This window comes from Bradyrhizobium sp. USDA 3262, from assembly GCF_054060035.1.
The window spans coordinates 2396779-2415918 of the sequence record NZ_JBSSCT010000001.1; the positions used below are offsets into that span (position 1 = coordinate 2396779).

The 19140-nt window shown below is 65.0% G+C and carries 20 protein-coding genes; 11 read left to right on the forward strand and 9 right to left on the reverse strand.

Going from position 1 to position 19140, the window contains the following annotated elements:
* Positions 1-358 precede the first annotated feature (358 nt).
* Positions 359-1585 (reverse strand): TetR/AcrR family transcriptional regulator, encoded by a 1227-nt coding sequence (locus ACVWYP_RS11150; protein WP_304498659.1) that lies wholly within the window; start codon positions 1583-1585, stop codon positions 359-361.
* Positions 1586-1831: 246 nt separating this feature from the next.
* Between ACVWYP_RS11150 and ACVWYP_RS11155 the strand changes: the two genes are divergently transcribed.
* On the forward strand, positions 1832-2896 hold the full coding sequence (locus ACVWYP_RS11155; RefSeq protein ID WP_304498660.1) for a ketopantoate reductase family protein: 1065 nt from the start codon (positions 1832-1834) through the stop codon (positions 2894-2896).
* Between the two features lie 141 nt (positions 2897-3037).
* The gene (locus tag ACVWYP_RS11160) at positions 3038-3232 is read left to right on the forward strand and encodes a hypothetical protein (RefSeq protein WP_028332921.1); all 195 of its coding nucleotides are present in this window, start codon (positions 3038-3040) and stop codon (positions 3230-3232) included.
* A gap of 301 nt (positions 3233-3533) precedes the next feature.
* On the opposite strand, the gene rnk is transcribed toward ACVWYP_RS11160, so the two are convergent.
* The 3 genes from rnk to ACVWYP_RS11175 form a co-directional block, all read right to left on the reverse strand.
* The gene (gene rnk, locus ACVWYP_RS11165; protein WP_244980786.1) at positions 3534-3953 is read right to left on the reverse strand and encodes a nucleoside diphosphate kinase regulator; all 420 of its coding nucleotides are present in this window, start codon (positions 3951-3953) and stop codon (positions 3534-3536) included.
* Between the two features lie 303 nt (positions 3954-4256).
* Positions 4257-4787, reverse strand: a complete 531-nt coding sequence (locus ACVWYP_RS11170; protein WP_304498661.1) for a chromate transporter — start codon at positions 4785-4787, stop codon at positions 4257-4259.
* Positions 4784-5350 (reverse strand): chromate transporter, encoded by a 567-nt coding sequence (locus tag ACVWYP_RS11175; RefSeq protein WP_304498662.1) that lies wholly within the window; start codon positions 5348-5350, stop codon positions 4784-4786. The genes ACVWYP_RS11170 and ACVWYP_RS11175 overlap by 4 nt, the downstream gene beginning before the upstream one ends.
* Positions 5351-5463: 113 nt before the next feature.
* Between ACVWYP_RS11175 and ACVWYP_RS11180 the strand changes: the two genes are divergently transcribed.
* On the forward strand, positions 5464-6381 hold the full coding sequence (locus tag ACVWYP_RS11180; RefSeq protein ID WP_304498663.1) for a LysR family transcriptional regulator: 918 nt from the start codon (positions 5464-5466) through the stop codon (positions 6379-6381).
* A 406-nt stretch (positions 6382-6787) separates the two neighbouring features.
* Positions 6788-7252 carry a carboxymuconolactone decarboxylase family protein gene (locus ACVWYP_RS11185; protein WP_304498664.1) on the forward strand — a complete coding sequence of 155 codons (465 nt, stop codon included), beginning with the start codon at positions 6788-6790 and terminating at the stop codon, positions 7250-7252.
* A 55-nt stretch (positions 7253-7307) separates the two neighbouring features.
* Here ACVWYP_RS11185 and ACVWYP_RS11190 read toward each other — a convergent pair whose 3' ends face one another.
* Complete coding sequence (locus ACVWYP_RS11190) at positions 7308-8300, reverse strand: GlxA family transcriptional regulator (RefSeq protein WP_304498665.1); 993 nt, start codon at positions 8298-8300, stop codon at positions 7308-7310.
* Positions 8301-8364: 64 nt separating this feature from the next.
* Between ACVWYP_RS11190 and ACVWYP_RS11195 the strand changes: the two genes are divergently transcribed.
* Complete coding sequence (locus tag ACVWYP_RS11195) at positions 8365-9078, forward strand: DJ-1/PfpI family protein (protein ID WP_304498666.1); 714 nt, start codon at positions 8365-8367, stop codon at positions 9076-9078.
* 7 nt (positions 9079-9085) lie between these two features.
* Here ACVWYP_RS11195 and ACVWYP_RS11200 read toward each other — a convergent pair whose 3' ends face one another.
* Entirely contained in the window at positions 9086-9565 is a 480-nt protein-coding gene (locus tag ACVWYP_RS11200; protein WP_304498667.1) for a hypothetical protein, read from the reverse strand.
* A 235-nt stretch (positions 9566-9800) separates the two neighbouring features.
* Here ACVWYP_RS11200 and ACVWYP_RS11205 point away from each other — a divergent pair, with 235 nt between their 5' ends.
* The 5 genes from ACVWYP_RS11205 (at position 9801) to ACVWYP_RS11225 (ending at position 15371) form a co-directional block, all read left to right on the forward strand.
* A complete protein-coding gene (locus ACVWYP_RS11205) occupies positions 9801-10865 on the forward strand; it encodes an amidohydrolase family protein (protein WP_304498668.1) in 1065 nt (354 codons plus the stop codon).
* 21 nt (positions 10866-10886) lie between these two features.
* A complete protein-coding gene (locus ACVWYP_RS11210) occupies positions 10887-11999 on the forward strand; it encodes an amidohydrolase family protein (RefSeq protein ID WP_304498669.1) in 1113 nt (370 codons plus the stop codon).
* Positions 12000-12001: 2 nt separating this feature from the next.
* Positions 12002-12415 (forward strand): Rieske (2Fe-2S) protein, encoded by a 414-nt coding sequence (locus ACVWYP_RS11215; protein ID WP_304498670.1) that lies wholly within the window; start codon positions 12002-12004, stop codon positions 12413-12415.
* A gap of 205 nt (positions 12416-12620) precedes the next feature.
* On the forward strand, positions 12621-13235 hold the full coding sequence (locus ACVWYP_RS11220; RefSeq protein WP_304498671.1) for a glutathione S-transferase family protein: 615 nt from the start codon (positions 12621-12623) through the stop codon (positions 13233-13235).
* Positions 13236-13295: 60 nt separating this feature from the next.
* Entirely contained in the window at positions 13296-15371 is a 2076-nt protein-coding gene (locus ACVWYP_RS11225; RefSeq protein ID WP_304498672.1) for a 2Fe-2S iron-sulfur cluster-binding protein, read from the forward strand.
* A 201-nt stretch (positions 15372-15572) separates the two neighbouring features.
* Here ACVWYP_RS11225 and ACVWYP_RS11230 read toward each other — a convergent pair whose 3' ends face one another.
* The 3 genes from ACVWYP_RS11230 to ACVWYP_RS11240 all read right to left on the reverse strand — a co-directional run bounded on the left by ACVWYP_RS11230 (position 15573) and on the right by ACVWYP_RS11240 (position 17854).
* Positions 15573-16409 carry an IS5 family transposase gene (locus tag ACVWYP_RS11230; protein WP_028341158.1) on the reverse strand — a complete coding sequence of 279 codons (837 nt, stop codon included), beginning with the start codon at positions 16407-16409 and terminating at the stop codon, positions 15573-15575.
* A gap of 369 nt (positions 16410-16778) precedes the next feature.
* A complete protein-coding gene (locus tag ACVWYP_RS11235; protein WP_304498673.1) occupies positions 16779-17135 on the reverse strand; it encodes a hypothetical protein in 357 nt (118 codons plus the stop codon).
* A 143-nt stretch (positions 17136-17278) separates the two neighbouring features.
* Positions 17279-17854, reverse strand: coding sequence for a TetR/AcrR family transcriptional regulator (locus ACVWYP_RS11240; RefSeq protein ID WP_304498674.1), 576 nt, complete (start codon positions 17852-17854; stop codon positions 17279-17281).
* Positions 17855-17979: 125 nt separating this feature from the next.
* Between ACVWYP_RS11240 and ACVWYP_RS11245 the strand changes: the two genes are divergently transcribed.
* On the forward strand, positions 17980-18957 hold the full coding sequence (locus tag ACVWYP_RS11245) for a zinc-dependent alcohol dehydrogenase family protein (RefSeq protein WP_028341297.1): 978 nt from the start codon (positions 17980-17982) through the stop codon (positions 18955-18957).
* Positions 18958-19140 lie beyond the last annotated feature (183 nt).

Sequence of the window (19140 nt, forward strand, 5' to 3'; positions counted from 1 at the left end):
GTCTCATAACCCCAATCGCCGAGCCTTCGCAACTTTCGCTTTGAATACTGCGTCAAGTTTTAGCGGAAGGTATTATGATGTTATAGGCTATATATCGTCGGAATCGGGCGCTGTTTTGAATTACAGGTAAACTTTTGGATGAAGCAGCACTCGCTCACTCGCTGGTTCACCATTTGGAACTGACGTCGTCCGGGCTTGCCTCAAAACCTCCCCTTGAAAAGGGGAGGTCGCTTCGCTCGTCAGAGCGAAGCGGGTGGGGATCGGCTCTCTCCGCATACATCATAGCCTGCCGCTGACCCCCATCCCGACCTTCCCCCTTTCAAGGGGAAGGAGAAAACTGGATCGCTGCCGTGGCGGACTAGCCCGGATGTCGCCGCGGCTTGAGGCCTGCGAGGAATAGCCGCGCGAAATGATCGGCGATCTCGGCTGGAGACCAGTCACGCCTGGTCTTGAACCAGATCGGATACCAATGGCCCATTCCGGTGAGAATGCGCTCCGCGAAATAGGTATCGATGCGGCGGAAACGGCCCTCGTCGATCCAGCGCTGATAGCTGTTCTGGTCTTGCCGGATCGTCGCCAGTACGTCTCCGACATAGGCTTTCCGGTCGGCGTCGTTGAGATAGTTGATGTTGTGGTAGGTCGCCTTTGGGCCGCAGGGCGTGTCGTGCAGCATCAACAGCAGGCGGATTCGCTGAACGATATGATCGAATGCCCCAAGGCTGTGCTCTTGCAGATGTTCGCGAATGCTGACCTCGCCGGCGAGCCCGCGTCGCAGGCAGGCCAGCAGCAGGCTCTCCTTTTCGCTGAAGTGATAGTAGATGCCGGCGCGGGTCATGCCCGCATCCACGGCGATGCTCTCGAGCGACGTGCCCGACGCGCCCCTGCGATTGAAACTGTCGGAGGCAATCGACAGCATCCGGTCGAACTTTGCGGCCCGCTTGTTCAGCGCTGTGCGAGCCTCGAGGAACGGGGCGAGGCTGAGCGCCTCGGGCATTTTGGGAAGCGCGATCTCGCGCCGGTAGACTCCGTGCGTGATGATGTCGTCGATGGCATCGATCGCCTGTTGCCGCGTGTAGTAGTCGCGTTCGGATAGCCAGAACGGCACCCAATCCAGGACGGAGATCAGCGCCACCGCCGTGAGCAGCGGTTCGTCGCAGGCGATCGAGCCGTCCGCCACGCCCCGATCGAGGATGTCCGCCAGCAGCGCGGCGTTCTGCCAACGCTTGGCATGGACCTCGCTGCTGTAGGGCGCGGCCAGCGCATCGATATCGCTGAACAGGATCATGCGCTGGCCTTCGGGCCGCAGCCTGCCGCGCACGAAGCGCCTGACGATCTCGAGCCCGTCGATGCCGGGCTCGGCTGCCGCCTCGATTTCGTGCCGATAGATTGCAAGGCCGCGCAGATAGCAGTGGAAGATGAGATCTTCCTTGTCGCGGAAATAGTGGTACAGCGCGCCCGGTACGGCCTGCACCGATGCTGCGACCTGCTCCATCGTCACGTTGGCATAGGAGTGACGGGCAAACAGCCGGGAAGCTGAGACGAGGATTTCTTCAGCCCGATCCGTCGGGTCGGCGGCGACTTGCAAGCTCGAATGCCCTTCCTGATCGCGGAACGAAAATCCGCACGCGAGATAATCCCCTTGGCAGCCGCTTGTCGATCTGCGATAGACGGTGGCATACCATACACCAGCGGGTCTTGATTGTCTGGTGATGTGGCGACCGTCGGCCCGTGGATGCGGGACGGCCAATATCGACCGGGCATCGGTTCGGCAGCAGCTTCGGACAGGATTTTGGAGAGCAAGCCTTTCGTGAGGAGGGCTATTGGAGAGAGCATGGCGCGCAACATTCTGATTTTGGGAGCTTCTTACGGCTCCCTGCTGGGGACCAAGCTGCTGATGGCGGGTCACAACGTGTCCCTGGTGTGCCGGAAGAACACCGCCGACCTGATCAACCGCGAAGGCACCGAGGTGCGGATCAAGCTGCGCGACGAGAAGGAGCACCGCTCGATCTTCTCGCGCGATCTGCCGGGCAAGCTCGATGCCGTCACGCCCGCCGATGTCGACGTGTCGCGCTACGACATGGTCGGCCTTGCGATGCAGGAGCCGCAATACACCAACCACACGGTTCGCGTGCTGATGATCAAGATCGCGGCGGCGAAGCTGCCCTGCCTGTCGATCATGAACATGCCGCCGCTGCCGTATCTGAAGCGGATTCCCACACTCGCCGGCATGGACCTCGAGGAGGCCTACACCAACGCGCAGGTGTGGGAGCGCTTCGAGCCGGGCCTCGTCACGCTGTGCTCGCCCGATCCGCAGGCCTTCCGTCCGCCGGAGGAGAAGGCCAACGTGCTGCATGTCGGCCTGCCGACCAACTTCAAGGCCTCCGTCTTTGCCGACGACAAGCACAACAAGGTGCTGCGCGAGCTCGAAGCCGACATCGACGCGGTGACGCTCGACGGCCAGGACGTTCCGGTGAAGCTGAAGGTGTTCGATTCGCTGTTCGTGCCGCTGGCGAAGTGGTCGATGCTGCTGACCGGCAATTATCGCTGCATCACGCCGACGGAGCCGCAGTCGATCCGCGACGCCGTGCACGGCGACCTGACGCGCTCGCAGGCGATCTATGATCACGTCGACGCCATCGCGCGCAAGCTCGGCGCCGACCCAGCCGATCAGGTGCCGTTCGCAAAATACGCCAAGGCCGCGGAAAGCCTGCTCAAGCCGTCATCGGCGGCCCGCGCGGTCGCCGCCGGCGCGCCCTTCATCGAGCGCGTCGACCTCTTGGTGAAGCTGATCTCGCACCAGCTCGGCACGCCGAGCGCCGAGATCGACCGTACGGTCGAGACCGTCGATCAGAAGCTGAACGAGAAGATCGTGCAGGGCGGCTCCGGCGCGGAGTGACCGAATGCGTTGATGGCGGGGGCAGGAACGCCCTCGCCATGCATCGGCGATCTGCAATGTGCGCAATCGCGGTTGCCGGACGCATGGCTCGACCTGTCCAGATGAGATAGACTCGCTCAGCTGCGGTTGGGAGCAACGGACATGCCGAGCAAATCGCTTCCTCTCCTTGCAATCTACGGCGACCTCGATCGCGCACGCGATATCATGCGCGCCTGGCAGCCGCTCGACCATCTTTCCCCCGACGACGCCGAGATCGTCGTGAAGGCGATCGCGGAGGGTATCGCGCGCGGGCGCCGGCACGGGATCGAGATGGGGCAGTGTCATCAGGCGGCATGAGCTACACGCTCAGCGCTCCGATAGCGCATGTGAGGTGAGCACGCCGGTCAGGCTCCCTCTCCCCTTGCGGGAGAGGGTGGGGAGAGGGGTGGCTCCGGGCGAGATGATCGAAATGAAGTCAGCGCGCAATCTCGGCTACGTGTCGTGTGTGCTCTACTGAATGGAGAGAGCGTGCCGTGTCGCACCCCTCTCCCCAACCTCGAGAGCGAGCTTCGCTCGCCTCGGACCCCCGCAAGGGGGGAGGGAGCCCTTCCGCCAGTGGCTCCCTTACGAGAAGTTAGTCACCAACGCGAAGCGACCGCTAGCCCTGATGCGTCACGGCCAAAACCGTCACCGAACGCGTCTGCTGGCTCGGCGTCTGGAAATCGATCGTCTGGCCGACCGACAATCCGATCAGCGCGGCGCCGACCGGCGTCAGCACCGAGATGCGCCGCAGCGCGATGTCGGCTTCGTGCGGGTAGACGAGCACGACCTCCCTGACGTCGCCGGTCTCGTCGTCACGGTAGCGCACAAGCGAGCCCATGCGGACCACGTCATGCAAATCGGCGTCGTCGGCAACGAGCTGGGCGCGGTCTGTCTCGCGTGCGAGGAACTGGGCGACGCGGGGAAACACCGCCATGCTGGAATCGGCCAGCGCGCTGAGGCGATGCGCCTCGCTCGCGGTGATCACGATCGGCGGCAATGCCGGGGCGGTAAAGCTGCTCTGAATGGTTCGGGTCATGTCGGTTGATCTTTGCGGTTGATCGGAGGCGCACGAGCGCCGGCGCGCGGATATCTCGCGACGCGACGGACTGAAATGATTTGATGGCGTCGAGGAATCCGGACGGCGTGCGATCGCCGGCCGGCTAATTGCCTGCGTGCAGACGTCCGGCGCGCAATTCGCGGCGCGCGATGCGGGTGTCGATGCGGAGCGTGTTGATCATGGCACCATCAACATAGCCGCTGGCGACGTCGCATCCATTGCGGCGAAAGCGCGCACTCGGCCGCGTGGAACGATGCGCCATCGCCGCAAGCAGGCCGAACGTCAGGGCTGTCCGATGCCGGACAGGCCGAGCACCGCGCCGGCGGCAAGCGCGACAAGCGGATGGATGCGCGTCGTGGTGGTGACGATCGCGACCATTGCCGCGATCAGGATCGTGCCCCAGCTCGAGGCCGATGCGTGGGTGATGACGATGGCGCTGGCGGTGACGAGCCCGGCGGTGACCGGAACCAAACCGGCCTGCACGGTGCGGCGCCAGGGCCGGTCCTTGAAGCGTTCCCAGAGCCGAAGCGCGAAGCCTGTCACCAGCGACGACGGCCCGAACTTGGCGAGCGACGTCACCAGCACGCCGGAGAAGCCCGCGACATGCCAGCCGACCAGCGGCACCACCATCATGTTCGGCCCGGGTGCTGCCTGCGCCAGCGCGAATAGCGCACCGAATTCCTGCGCCGTCATCCAGTGATGGACGTCGACCACCTGACGCTGCATCTCCGGCAGGATGGTGTTGCCGCCGCCAAAGGCGAGCAGCGAGAGCTCGGCGAAGATCAGCGCGAGCGTGACGAGAGTTGCGCTCATGACGCCTGCCTCGACCTGAGGACAATGCTGAGCGGCGCCAGCGTCAGCAGGGTCGGCAGCAGCGGCAAGCGGAGCACGGCGATCGCCAGCACGCAGAGCGCGCCGATGAACAGGCCGAGCACATCGCGCCGCAGCGGCCAGGCGATCTTGATCGCGGTGGAAATCAGCAGTCCGGCTGCTGCGGCGGCGAGACCGCCGAACAGGTGACGGACGACCGGGTCGTCGGCGAAGCGGCCATAGATCACGCCAAGGCCGATCACGACCGCGGTCGGCACCGCGATCAGGCCGAGGATCGCCGCGAACGCGCCGGGAATGCCGCGAAACTTCAGCCCGACCGCGACCGACATGTTGATGATGTTGCCGCCGGGCAGGAACTGGCACAGCCCGAGCAGGTCGGTGAACTCCGCGCCGCTGAGCCAGCGGCGCTTGTCCACCATCATGTGGCGCGCCATCGGCAGCACGCCGCCGAAGCCGGTCAGTCCGAGGATGAAGAAGCCCGTGAACAACTCGCCGACATCAGGCGCGACATGCTTGGTGGTTTGCGCGGCGGGGATGGCGTCCATCGGCGGGGCGGCTCCGGTTCGATTTGTTCTTTGAGACGACTCTAGTTGGCCGCGTGCCAAATATCCAATATATGGATACGGGAATTCGCATATCTTTTCGATATGGATTGCCGATGATCGAACTGCGCCATCTCCGCTATGCCGTCGCGGTGGCCGAGGAAGGCCACATCACCCGCGCCGCCGCGCGGCTCGGCATCCAGCAGCCGCCGCTGAGCCAGCAGATCCGCGCGCTGGAAGCCGCGATCGGCGCGCCGCTGTTTCGCCGGCAGCCGCGCGGGGTCGAGCTGACCGCCGCCGGCCGTGCCTTCGTCGGCAAGGCGCGCGCGATCCTGCGCGACGCCGACCTCGCGGTGGAGGCCGCGCGCCGCGCGAGCCGCGGCCAGGAAGGCCAACTGGCCATCGGCTTCACCTCTTCGGCCGCATTCCATCCCTTCGTCACCGGCGTGATGCGCGAAATGCGCGAACGCGCGCCGGCGATCACGCTGTCGCTCGAGGAGGCCTCGACCGGAGAGCTGATCGCAGCTGTCGAGGCCGATCGCCTCGATGCCGCATTCGTGCGCGCGCCAAGCGAGCGGCTGGAGAACCTCACGATCACGCATCTGCTCGACGAGGAGATGGTGGTCGCATTGCCGGACCATCATCCGCGCGCCCGCAAGGACACCCGGCGGCGGATTTCGCTGGCCTCGCTCGCCGACGAGCCGCTGATCCTCTACCGCCGTCCGACCGGGCCTGGCCTCTACGACAGCATCATCGCCGCCTGTCGCGCCTCGGGCTTCAGCCCGAAGGTGGCGCAGGAGGCGACGCGGATGGTGTCGACGCTCAGCCTGGTCGCGGCAGGGCTCGGCATTTCGATCGTGCCGGAATCGATGGCGCGGCTCGAGACCGCCGGCGTGTCCTATCTCCGCCTCGACCGCGCCACGGGCCTCGTCGCGCCGCTCGCGCTGGCGCGCAAGAAAGGCCCCGCCGGCGGCACGCTCGGCCGCCTGCTCGGGATCGTCTCGCGGCGGGTGAAGGACCGTGCCGGGGTCTAAGCGGGACTTGCAATCGTCATTGCGAGGAGCTCGCGACAAAATTGCGCGCAATTTTGCGCTGAAGCGACGAAGCAATCCATCCATCCGTTGCGCGGAAACATGGATTGCTTCGCTTCGCTCGCAATGACAGTGGACGGAGCTGAAGCTCAGCGAGCCTCGCACCGCCGCCCGGATGGCGCGGAATGTGGGAAGTTTGGCGAACGCGCGCGTCAGGGCGCGGCTAGATAGCTCCCATCGAATCCTGATGCCGGCGCGTCGATCGCAACAGCCTGGTTGCGACCGGAGGCTTCGGGTTCAATCAACACCGCGAAAGGCATTTCCGATGGCACGTTTTCCTGTCCATACGCTCGAGTCTGCCCCCGAAGCCTCAAGGCCTGCTTTGCGTGACGTCGAGGCGCGGTTTGGCATGATCCCGAACCTTGCGGCGACGATGGCGACCTCACCCGTGCTGATCCAGAGCTTCATCGGCATCTTCGACAAGGTTCACGGCGGCAGCTTCACCGAGCAGCAGATCCAGACCGTGCTGCTTACCGATGCCGTGACCAATCGCTGCACCTGGGCGGTCGCGCTGCATTCCGCGCTCGGCTTGCAGGCTGGCCTCGATCCGGCCGATGTCGATGCGATGCGTGCCGGCCGCTCGCCTGCCGACAAGACACTCGGCGCGCTCTCGACGCTGGCGCGGTCGCTGATCGAGAAGCGCGGCCGGCTCGACGAAGAGGAGATCGAACGATTCCTGGCGGCCGGGTTCTACAAGGACCTCGTGCTCGAGGTGATCACCATCGTGGCGGCGTCGACCATCACCAACTACACCGGCAGCGTCACCAATCCGCCGCTGGAGGCGGCGTTGCAGGAATATGCCTGGAACGGCTGAGGCGATCGCGCTTCAGCGTCTTTCACTGCGTGCCGACCGCAAATAGCTTCATGTCCTAGACCGCAAATCTGGCGCGGTAGTCCTGCGGTGTGGTCGACAGCAAGCGCAGGAAGCTGCGGCGCATCGTCTCCTCGGACCCGAAGCCGCAGCGCTGTGAGATGCGCTTGATCGGCAGGCGCGTTTCCGAGAGCAGATGCCGCGCGCCCTCGACCCGGAGCCGCTCGATCGCGCGCGCCGGCGTCAAGCCGGTCGCTTCAGCGTAGTGGCGGCTGAAGCTGCGCTCGCTCATGCCGGCCTGTTTCGCCAGCGTCGACAGCGAGAGGTCGCCGGCCAGATGGTTGCTGATCCAGTCGTGCAGCGCGCTGAACCTGTCGTCGGTTGCCTGTAGCGACAGGATTTCGCTGAATTGCGCCTGTCCGCCCGGCCGCTTGAAAAACACCACGAGATAGCGGGCGACGGCAAGCGCCACCGTGCGGCCGAGATCCTCCTCCACCAGCGCCAGCGCCAGATCGATGCCGGAGGTGACGCCGGCCGACGTCCAGAACGAACCGTCGCGCACGAAGATCGGATCGGGCTCGACGCGGACATCGGGAAAGCGCTCGGCGAGCTCTGCGCAAAATTGCCAATGGGTCACGGCGCGGCGGCCATCGAGGGCGCCGGATGCGGCGAGCAGGAACGCGCCGGTGCAGACCGACGCGGTGCGGCGCGCTTGCCCGGCGCGCTTGCACACCCAGTCAACCAGCATGCGATCGTTCGCCGCCGCGTTGACGCCGTCACCGCCTGGAATCACCAGCGTGTCGACCGTGGTGCCGATGGCGGGCAGTGGATGCACCGCGAGCCCGACGCCGGCGGACGACTCGACGTTCGGGCCAGCCTTGGCAACGACGCGGACGTCATAAGGCTCCGCGTTGCCTGCCTTGGCGGCCAACGCATTGGCGGATGCGAACACCTGCAATGGCCCGGTGACGTCGAGCAACTGCACGGCCGGATAGGCCAGCACTTCGATCGAGCGGCGGTTTGGCGAAAAACGTGGGCTGGTTGGCGTCATCGCCGAAACCTGCCGCGCTAGATTCGCTTTGTCCATAGCGCAAGGAAAGTTCGAGGTAAGTTCGATGATTGCTCACGATGTTCATCTGCGGATCGGTTCGCTGCTGTTCGAAGGCGTCGATCAAATCGATTTGACCGGGCCGTTCGAGGTGCTGTCACGGATTCCGAATTCGACCTGCCGCATCTATGCCAGGACCATCGCGCCGGTGCGGGACCTCAAGGGATTGCAGCTGCTGCCCGACGCGACGCTGGCCGATGCGCCGCCGCTCGATGTGCTGCATGTGCCCGGCGGGTTCGGTCAGGAAGCCCTGATGGAAGATGCGGAGGTGCTCGGCTGGATCAGCCGGCAGGCGGCGGGCGGATGCCGCATCTTCTCGGTCTGTACCGGCGCCCTGCTGTGCGGAGCGGCCGGCCTCTTGAAGGGACGCAGGGCGACGACGCATTGGGCCTCGCTGCATCTGTTGCCATTCTTCGGCGCCGTTCCCGTCAATGAGCGCGTGGTGATCGATGGCAGCTACATCTTTGCCGCCGGCGTGACCTCGGGCATCGACGGAGCGTTGCGGCTGGCCGCTGAATTGCGTGGCGACGATGCCGCGCGGTCGATCCAGCTCTACATGGCCTATGCACCGGAGCCGCCGTTCGACAGCGGCACGCCGGAGACGGCGCCGCCTGCCATCCTGCAACAGGCCCGCCAGGCCGTGCGCGCGATCACGGCGCAGCGGGAGGAGACCGCGCGCCGCGTGGCTGCGAGGCTGGGCGTCGTCGTGCAGGGAGTCTGAGCGTGGACTAGTTTCCCGGCTCGAAGCTGCAGTCGGCGCCGCCGCCGGCCTTGTCCTTGATCACTGTTGGATCGAGCGTGCAGGACAATTTCGACAGCGCCTCGTAGATCGTGCCCGCGGCGCCGTCGGGCGGCACGCCGGCCAGCGCCACGGTCGCGAACATCGCGTTGGCTTCGCTGCCCTTCACGGTGTGGGTCTTGCTGCCGAAGCTCAGTTCGCATGAACGCGAGGTGATGGCGACATTGCTGGCGCGGCAGACCACCTTGTCGGCGGTGACGGCGAGCTTCCTGGCATAGGGGACGTTGCTGTCACCATTGAAGAACGCGGCGACCGCCTTCTTCTCCTTGGCCGGCAACGGCGAGTAGGGCGCCACCACGCCGGCGAGCGCCAGCGCGACCGAGCCCGAGGTGGTCGCAGGCGCAGCCCACGCGGCCGACGCGGCCAGCGACATCGAACATGCGAGGATCGTCGATCGGCCCAGTCTCATTCCCATCTCCTGTATCTGCGCTTTCCGCGGCGCGGAATCGCTAGCACGTCTTGCGGACTGAACAGGTGACGCCATTCACACGCGATCCCGCAACTTCGCGTGAGGCGCGGATGCGCACAGGGCAGGGCGGCCCCGCGTGGACCCGCTTGCACGATAGCGCCATCGGCGGCACAGTCCGATCCGTGGCAGCGATGCCGCCAACAATGACGACAAGAAGATCAATCCGGGGAACGCCATGGCGGCCACGCGCATCGACTGCGACATCCATCCCGCGGTGGGGGGAACGCGCACCACGCTGCTGCCCTATCTCAGCGATCACTGGAAGGAACAGGTCGTCAGCCGCGCCATCGACGGGCTCGACCTCAATTCCTATCCGCCGTCGATGCCGCTGTCCGGCCGCGCCGACTGGCGGCCGGCCGACGGCAGCAAGCCCGGCAGCGATCTCGCCATGGTGCAGCGCGGGGCATTCGACCAGCTCGGCGCCAGCCACGCGATCTGCAACGTCGTCTATGGCGCGCAGGCGGTGTTCGATTCCTACATGGCGGCGGACTTCTGCAAGGCGATCAACGACTGGATCGCGGCCGAGTGGCTTGCCAGGGACAAGCGGCTGCGCGCCTCGATCGTGGTGCCGATCCAGGCGCCGGACCTTGCGGTCGAGGAGATCGAGCGCAGGGCCGGCGACAATCGCTTCGTCTCGGTGCTGGTGCCCTCGCAGGGCGAGACGCTGCTCGGCCGGCGGCATTATTGGCCGATCTATCAGGCGGCGGAGAAATACAAGCTGCCGATCGCGATCCACGCCGGCAGCGCCTACCGCGGTGCGCCGAGCTCGATCGGCTGGCCGTCCTATCGCTACGAATATTATCTCGCGGAAGCGCAGGCGTTCCAGGCGCAGACATTGAGCCTGATCTATGAGGGCGTGTTCGGGAAGTATCCCGGATTGACGGTCGTGCTGATGGAGTCGGGCGTCAGCTGGCTGCCGGCCTTCATGTGGCGCGCCAACAAGACCTGGCGCGGCGTGCGCGTCGAGGTGCCGTGGGTAGAGCGCGAGCCGGCCGCGATCATCCGCGACCATTTCCGCGTCACCATGCAGCCGTTCGACGCGCCGCTGGATGCAACAAGCGTTGCCGACATCATCGACCAGATCGGTTCCGACAAGATGTTCCTGTTCGCATCCGACTATCCGCACTGGCAGTTCGACGGCGACGATCCGATCCCGCGATATCTGCCTGACAGCATCGTCAAGCGGATGTGCGAGGACAATCCGATTGAAACGTTCCCGCGTCTGAAGCTCGACGCCTGACCAAATTCAAAGGAGGATCGCATGAGTGACGTCATCGACCGCCCGATGCTCGACCAGGAGAAGACCGCCGCGTCGCGGCTCAGAATCATCGATTGCGACATCCATCCGAGCATTCACGCGCACAGCGACCTTAACGAGTTCCTGCCGAAGCGCTGGCAGCAGCATCTGAAGGAATATGGCAGCCATCTGCGCACGCCCTATATCGGCACCACGCCGTATCCGCGCTCCTCGCCGCTGATCGCGCGGCGCGATGCCTGGCCGCCGACCGGCGGCGTGCCCGGCTCCGATCTCGATTTCATGCGCAAGCAGCATCTCGATCCCTTCGACGTCGAGTTCGGGATCCTGCAGGTGCTCGACCTCTTCATCTTCTCGCAGCAGAATCTGGAATTCGGCGCCGCTATCCAGCGCGCCATCAACGACTGGCAACTGGCGTTCTGGGCGCATCGCGATCCGCGCCTGAAGGCCTCGATCCTGGTCGGGCAGGACGGCTCCGACCTCGGCCTCGCCGAAATCGAGCGCTGCGCCAAATCAGGCGAATACATCCAGATCAACGTCTCGCCGCGCGCCAACGAGCCGCTCGGCCGCCGCCGCTACTGGCCGATCTATGAACGCGCGCAAGAGCTCGATCTGCCGCTCGGCATCCATGTCGGCGGCTATGGCGGGCATGCGCCGACCGGCGGCGGCTGGCCGTCCTATTATTGCGAGGAGCATCAGTCGAACGCGCACACGGTGGCCTCGAACCTCACCAGCCTGGTGCTGGAAGGTGTTCCCGAGCGCTTCCCGAAACTGAAGATCGTGTTCATCGAGGGCGGCTTCGGCTGGATCCCCGCGACGATGTGGCGGATGGATCAGCACTTCGAACGTTTCCGCAGCGAGGTGCCGCATCTGAAGCGCAGGCCGAGCGAATATGTGAAGCAGCATTTCTGGTTCACGACCCAGCCGATCGACGAGCCGGATGAAGCAAGGCACCTGCGTCAGCTGATCGAATGGGTCGGGATCGACCGGCTGTTGTTCTCGTCGGACTATCCGCACTGGGACTATGACGACGCGCGCTACGCCTTCAAGACGCCGCTGACGGACGCCGAGCGGCGCAAGATCTTCAATGCCAACGCCCGCGCGGTTTACAAGTTCTGATCATGACCCGTCACATCGTCGCGCGCACCAGTGAGATTCCGGCCGGCGGCAACAAGGTGTTCGGCCTCGAGGGCCGCGACATCGTCGTGTTCCACGTCAATGGCGAGTTCTTCGCGCTGCTCAATCGCTGTCCGCATGAAGGCGCGCCGCTGGAGAAGGCGGCCTGCGTCGCGCGCCTGACCTCGCCGGAGCCCGGCATCTATCAGCGCGACCGCGTCGGCGAGATGCTGCGCTGTCCGTGGCACGGCTGGGAATTCGACATGCGCAACGGGCAGTCCTGGTTCGATCCCAAGCGGTTCAGGATCCGCTCCTATCCGGTCGCGGTCGAAGGCGGCGCCGAGTTGCAGAAGGGGCCGTATGTCGCCGAGACGTTCCCGGTGCACATCGAGGACAATTACGTGATCGTCGAGATCTAGCCGGCGCGTTGGCGTAGTTCGTGCGACCGTGCGCACCGCCGCGGACCTCGTCATGCCTGGGACAAGCCCGGCCGTAACCCAGATAAGGTTGTTGCGGATTATGCAATAATGAAGTGCCGTCAACGGCAATTATAATAACCGCTGCAATGGGCCACCTTGAGGTCGCGGTCGGGAATGAACCCGTCCACCACATCAGGAACGGCACATGAAGCTCTATCACTTCGCTCTCTCCGGCCACGCGCATCGCGCGCGGCTGTTTTTGTCCCTGCTGGGAATTCCGCACGAACTGGTTGACGTCGACCTCAAGTCCGCCGCGCAGAAGCGGCCGGAATTCCTCGCGCTCAATCCGTTCGGCCAGGTGCCGGTGCTCGACGATGACGACGTCATCATCTCCGACTCCAACGCGATCCTGGTCTATCTCGCGACCAAGCTCGGCCGCACCGACTGGCTGCCGCAGGATGCAAAGGGCGCTGCCGCGGTCCAGCGCTGGCTGTCGGTTGCTGCCGGCGATCTCGCGTTTGGGCCCGCTGCGGCACGCCTCATCACCGTGTTCGGCGCAAAGCACAATCCGGACGACGTGATCGCGCGGGCGCACGTTCTGCTGAAGCGGCTCGAAGCCCATCTCGCCGGTCGCGACTGGCTGGTCGGTACGGCGCCGACGATCGCAGACGTTGCGCTCTACAGCTATCTGTCGAGTGCGCCCGAAGGCAATGTCGATCTCTCCGCCTATGCGCGCGTCAACGCGTGGCTGCGCCGGATCGAGGCGCTGCCGGGCTTCGTGGCCTTCGCCAAGACCCCTGTCGGTCTGGCGGCTGCGTGACCTGCTGACCGGGCGTGCCGTCGGGCGCGCCCGTCCAACCCCGAAGGGGAGGGCGATACGATGAGCGACAGACGAACCAAGCACAAGCTCGCGACCTGGCATGCCGGCGAAAAGGCGATCCAGCAGCAGGTTGGTGTCGCCGAGAAGATGGAGGCCGTCGGCCAGCGCGCGGTGCGCGACTTCATGCCCGACCAGCATCGCGATTTCTTCGCGCAGATTCCCTTCATCGTCGTCGGCAGCGTGGACCAAAGCGGCGACGCCTGGGCCTCGCTGCTGACCGGCCGGCCCGGCTTCATCTCCTCGCCGACGCCGCGCAGCCTCGAGATCGATGCGCGGCCTGACGCCAGCGATCCCGTCAGCGAAGGCATGCGCGACGGCGATGCGATCGGACTGCTCGGAATCGAATTGCACACGCGGCGCCGCAACCGTGCGAACGGGCTGCTGCGCGCAGGATCAGGCAAGACGCTCAGCTTCGAGCTCGATCAGAGCTTTGGCAATTGCGCGCAGTACATCCAGCTTCGCGATTTCGCCTTCGTGCGCGAGCCGGATGAACCTTTTGCGGGAGAGGTCGAGGCGAGCACGACGCTCGATCAGGCCGCGCGCGACACGATCAAGGCGGCCGACACGTTCTTCGTGGCGTCCTATGCCGAGCGGGAGGACCGTCGCCAGGTCGACGTCTCGCATCGCGGCGGCCGCGCGGGCTTCGTCCGCGTCGCCGACGACGGCACGCTGACGATCCCCGATTTCGCCGGCAACCTGTTCTTCAACACGCTCGGCAACATCCTCGTCAACGGCAAGGCCGGGCTGGTGTTCGTCGATTTCGAAACCGGCGACTTGCTGCAGCTGAGCGGTGATGCCGAGGTGATGCTGGACTCGCCGGAGATCGCGGCGTTTCAGGGCGCCGAACGGCTGTGGAGTTTCCGTGCCCGCCGCGTGGTGCGCAGGCGCGGCGCGCTGCCGCTGCGCTGGGCGTTCCGGGCCGAAGGCTGGTCGCCGAATTCGCTGATGACCGGCGACTGGGCGCAGGCCGCCGAGCGGGTCCGCGCGGCCGAGCGCGCGACGCAGTGGCGGCCGTTCAAGGTGACTGGGATCGTCGACGAGAGCCGATCGATCCGCTCGTTTCATTTGCAGCCGGACGACGGCGCGGGGCTGCTTCCGCACCAGGCGGGACAGCATTTGCCGATCCGTCTCTCGTTGCCCGGTATCGACAAGCCGGTGATCCGCACCTACACGCTGTCGGTCGCGCCGTCGGACGACATGTACCGCATCAGCGTGAAGCGCGACGGCGTCGTATCGCAGCATCTCCACGACACCATCCATGTCGGCGACATCATCGAAGCGCGCGCGCCGGCTGGTGGCTTCACGATCGATGCGCGCGAGAAGCGTCCCGCGGTGCTGCTCGCCGGCGGCGTCGGCATCACGCCGCTGCTCGCGATGCTGCGCCACGTGGTCTATGAAGGGCTGCGCACCCGCGGCATCCGGCCGACGACCCTGATCCAGGCCGCGCATGCGAAACGGGACCGCGCGTTCGGCGATGAATTGCAGCAGCTGGTGGATGCCGCCGGCGGCGCGGTGCGGATCATCCGCGTCCTCGGCGATGTCGACGGCGCCGAGCAGGGCACAGACTACGACGCTGCGGGACGGATCGACATGGCGCTGTTGTCGCGCGTCCTGCCGTTCAACGACTATGACTTCTATCTGTGCGGGCCGCCGCAGTTCACCCAATCGCTCTACGACGCCCTGCGCGGCTACAACATTGCCGACGGCAGGGTTCACGCCGAAGCCTTCGGTCCTTCATCGCTGGTCCGGAAGCCCGACCTCGTCACTGCAGCGCCGCCGCGCCGGCCACGGGCGACGACGCCGATCCCGGTCGCCTTCACCACATCGCTGAAGGAGGCGCGCTGGACGCCGGAGGCGGGGACGCTGCTCGAACTGGCGGAAGCGCGCGGCCTCAGCCCCGCCTTCAGCTGCCGGGAAGGCAATTGCGGAACCTGCCGAACCAGATTGCTGGCAGGTGCCGTGACCTATGTGAAGCAGCCCACTGCAGAGGTGGCCGACGACGAGGTGCTGATCTGCTGCGCGGTGCCGGCGAAGGGGGCGGCCGACGGCGAGGATCGGATCCAGCTTGATCTCTGATCAGCCGTGCCGCAGGACGCCGGCCTGCGCAACTTGATCGCCTAAGAGATGAGGTTGAATGGCAATCGCAAGGTGGTGCGCCCCCTCTCCCGCTTGCGGGCAGGGCAATCGCATATGGAAAGAAATCTGTCGGGCAGTATCCTCGCGGCCATCCTTCGAGACGCCCGCCTTCGGCGGGCTCCTCAGAGTCTGACTCATAAGTCACCCATCCTTGCGGGCAGCGGCAAGTCTGCGGGTCAGGAGCCTCATGTGTGCAATCAGCAGCCAGGCAGCTTCGGTTGCCACCGTCGCCTCGAAGTCCTTGGCGAGGCGGCGGCATCTGCCGAACCAAGCGAATGTGCGTTCGACCACCCACCGCCTCGGCAGAAGCTGGAAGCCTTTGACGCCTTGGGGCCGCTCGACGATCTCGACAGTCCATGGACCGCAGTCTGAGAGCGCGTCGAGGAGTTGATTTCCGCGGTAGATCCGGTCGGCAAAGACGTGGCGCAGCCGGGGGAAGTTCATCCGCACGTTCTTCAGCAGCGGTACGGCGCCATGGCAGTCCTGAACGTTGGCCGGATGAACATGAACCCCGAGGAGGAGGCCATTGGTATCCGTCACAATATGCCGCTTGCGGCCGTAGATGCGCTTGCCTGCATCGTAGCCGCGCGGTCCGCCAGCTTGCGTGGTCGGCGCACTTTGACTGTCGATCACGGCTGCCGTCGGCTTCGGTGCGCGTCCAAGCTTTTTTCGCGCCCGTCGGACAAGGACGCTGACAATCCTTTGCCACCGGCCTGTATCCCGCCATCTATAAAAATAGCCCTGCACCGTCGAGTAGGGCGGGAACTCCCGCGGCAGCGCCCGCCACTGGCAGCCGGTCGAAACGATATAGAGAATCGCTTCGACCACACGACGCAGCTCCGTCTTACGCGGCCGGCCGCGCCGGTTCGCTCGCGGCAACAGGCGTCTGATCAGCGCCCACTCCGCATCGGTCATATCGCTTGCATAACGCAGATCGTCCCGCCGATATTGCTCCCGAGTGATCTCAGTCCAGGGCATCGTGCTCTCCCTCGAATCTTTGCAAATCCGATGGAATCACACCCCACTGAGATCACTCACCCCATTTTTCAGTCAGGCTCTCAGGATGAGGATCTTGTTTTGCGGCACAATAGTAGACCCTCATGGTGAGGAGCGCCGCTTGCGGCGCGTCTCGAGCCACGAGGCCGAGTTACCTCCGCAGCCGCCGAAGGGGCATATGCGATTCCCCTGTGCTTGCGGGGGAGGGTTGGGGTGGGGGCTCTCTCCGCGAGTCACGCTGCGGAGAAAGCCCCCACCCGCATCGCATCTTTGATGCGATGCGACCTCCCCCGCAAGCGGGAGAGGTGGAGTCAGTGCGTCGTGAGATTGATCGAACTGACTTCATCATGCTCAGCCCATGCTGCCCGGCATGAAGCAGCGTGGCCTCGGATGTCCGTCCAGGTAATACGGCCAGACCATGGTGCGGCCGGCGCGGTTCGGTCCGGCGACGACGGCGTCATCGGGAACGTCGACCCACTCACCCTCGAGGCGGACACGATAGTGGCCGTCCCTGGTGTCCCAATCGGCGTCATCGACACGCTTCGCGTCGCTGCCGTCGCAGCAGGGTCCCTTGACGCTGCGCAGGCTCTCATACCAGCCGTTCAACTCGGGCTGCTGGTGATCATGGGCCTGCGCCGGCCCGATCGCCGGCTTCGCCAAGAAGGCGGTGACTGCAACGAGCGTCGCACGCCAAAACCGTTTGCTCATCTGATCCTCAAATCCGGAAAGCCCATGACAGCCAACCCGGACATGGTCATCGGGATCAGGACATCAATCAGATGATGATCGTCATTTTATCACATTCGTGAGAGGCGCGCGGGGCGCTGCCGGAAGGCCGGGGGCTGGCCAGCTCAGGCGAGCAGGCTCATCACCTGGTCGATCACGGCCTTCACCTGCTTCGAATCCGGCCTCTGGTGCGCGAGCGCCAGCAGGCCGGCATGCACCACCATGATGGTGTGGGCGGTGACGTCGGGGTCAAAGCCCTTGCTGAACTGGGCGCGATCGGTGCGCAGCCGCGTGCGGAGCAGCTCTTCAAGCCGCCGGTTGTAGCGCTCGATGCTCTTGCGGAGTTCGACCTGGTCGAGCGAGCCATCGGTCGCGGAATTGATCGACAGGCAGCCGCGCTGTCCCTTCTCGCCCGAGCAATAGGGAATGAAGCCGGTGAGCCACTGCTTGATGATGTCCCGCGCGGGCCCCGGCTGCGCCAGCACGCGCTCGGCCCAGCCGAGGATGCCGTCGTGATAGCGGTCCAGCACCTTCAGGAACAACGTGTTCTTGTCGCCGAACGCCGCGTAGAGGCTGGGTTTGGCGACGCCGCTCGCCGCCGTGATGTCGTCGAGCGAAGTCGCCTGAAAGCCCTTCCGCCAGAACATCTGGCGGGCGATTTCCAGGACATCGTCCGGATCGAAGCTGCGCGGCCTTGCCATATCCGTCTTTTATGTACTCTCGCGTCGGATGTGAAGCCTTCACCTTGCCGTGAAGGCAGGTCCGGCTATTGACGTAATCTCTATTCTGTACTTAGAAGTACATAATGAAATCGGGAGGTCACGCCATGAAAGCTGTTCAGGTCGTTGCGTTCGGACGTGCTGCGGAGGTGGTCAAGCTCAACGAGGTGCCGGACGTGGGCAGCCCCGGCCCCGACGAGGTCGTGGTCGCGGTGGAGGCCGCGCCGATCAACAATTCGGATTTCATGATCATCGCCGGGCGATACGGCTATCTGCCGTCGCCGCCGGCCACGCTCGGGATCGAGGGCGTTGGAAGGGTCGTCGCCAGAGGATCACAGGTGAGGAACCTGAAGGAAGGCGACCGCACGCTGATTCCGTTCACAGTCCCGACCTGGACCGAGCGGGTCAAATTCACGGCGTCATGGCAGCGTCCGCTGCCCGAGAATGCGGATGTCCGGCAGCTCTCCATGATCGGGGTCAACCCGGCCACCGCCTATTTGCTGCTGACCGATTTCGTGAAAGTCGCGCCCGGCGGCTGGGTGATCCAGAACGGCGCCAACTCGGCGACGGCCCGCGCGGTGATCGCAATCGCCAGATCGCTCGGGCTCAAGACCGTCAACATCGTCCGGCGCGAGGAGGTCGTGGATGAGGTCAAGGCGATCGGCGGCGATATCGTGCTGCTCGACGGGCCGGATCTCGCCAAGCGCGTCGCCAGGGAAACGGGTCGGGCGCCGATCCAGCTGGCGCTTGACGTCGTCGGCGGTTCATCCGCCTTGAACCTGATGAACTGCCTCGCGTCAAAGGGCGTGCTGGTGATCTACAGCGCGATGAGCGGCCAGCCGTTCTCCGGCTCGGCCTTGAGCGTGATCTTCAACGAGGTGTCGGTGCGCGGCTTCTGGCTCGGCCATTGGGGCAAGACCGCGACCGATCAGGCATTGGCCGGAATGTACGACCATCTGGTGCCGATGGTCGCATCGGGCGCGATCAGCGCGCCGGTCGTGGGGACTTATCGCCTGGAGGATTTTTCGCAGGCGATCGCGCAGGCGTCGGCATTCAAGGGCAAGGTGATCTTCACGCCAAGCTAGAGCACGATGAGATTAGGTTGAGCTGTAAACCGCGTCGAAGGTTCACCTCTCCCTTGGGAGATCCCTTGGGAGAGGTCGATTTGCGCAGCAAATCGAGTGAGGGGTTACGGTCTATCGAGAGAGCCCTCACCCGGATTGCACCGGACGATGCTTCGCATCGCCAGGCACAATCCGACCTCTCCC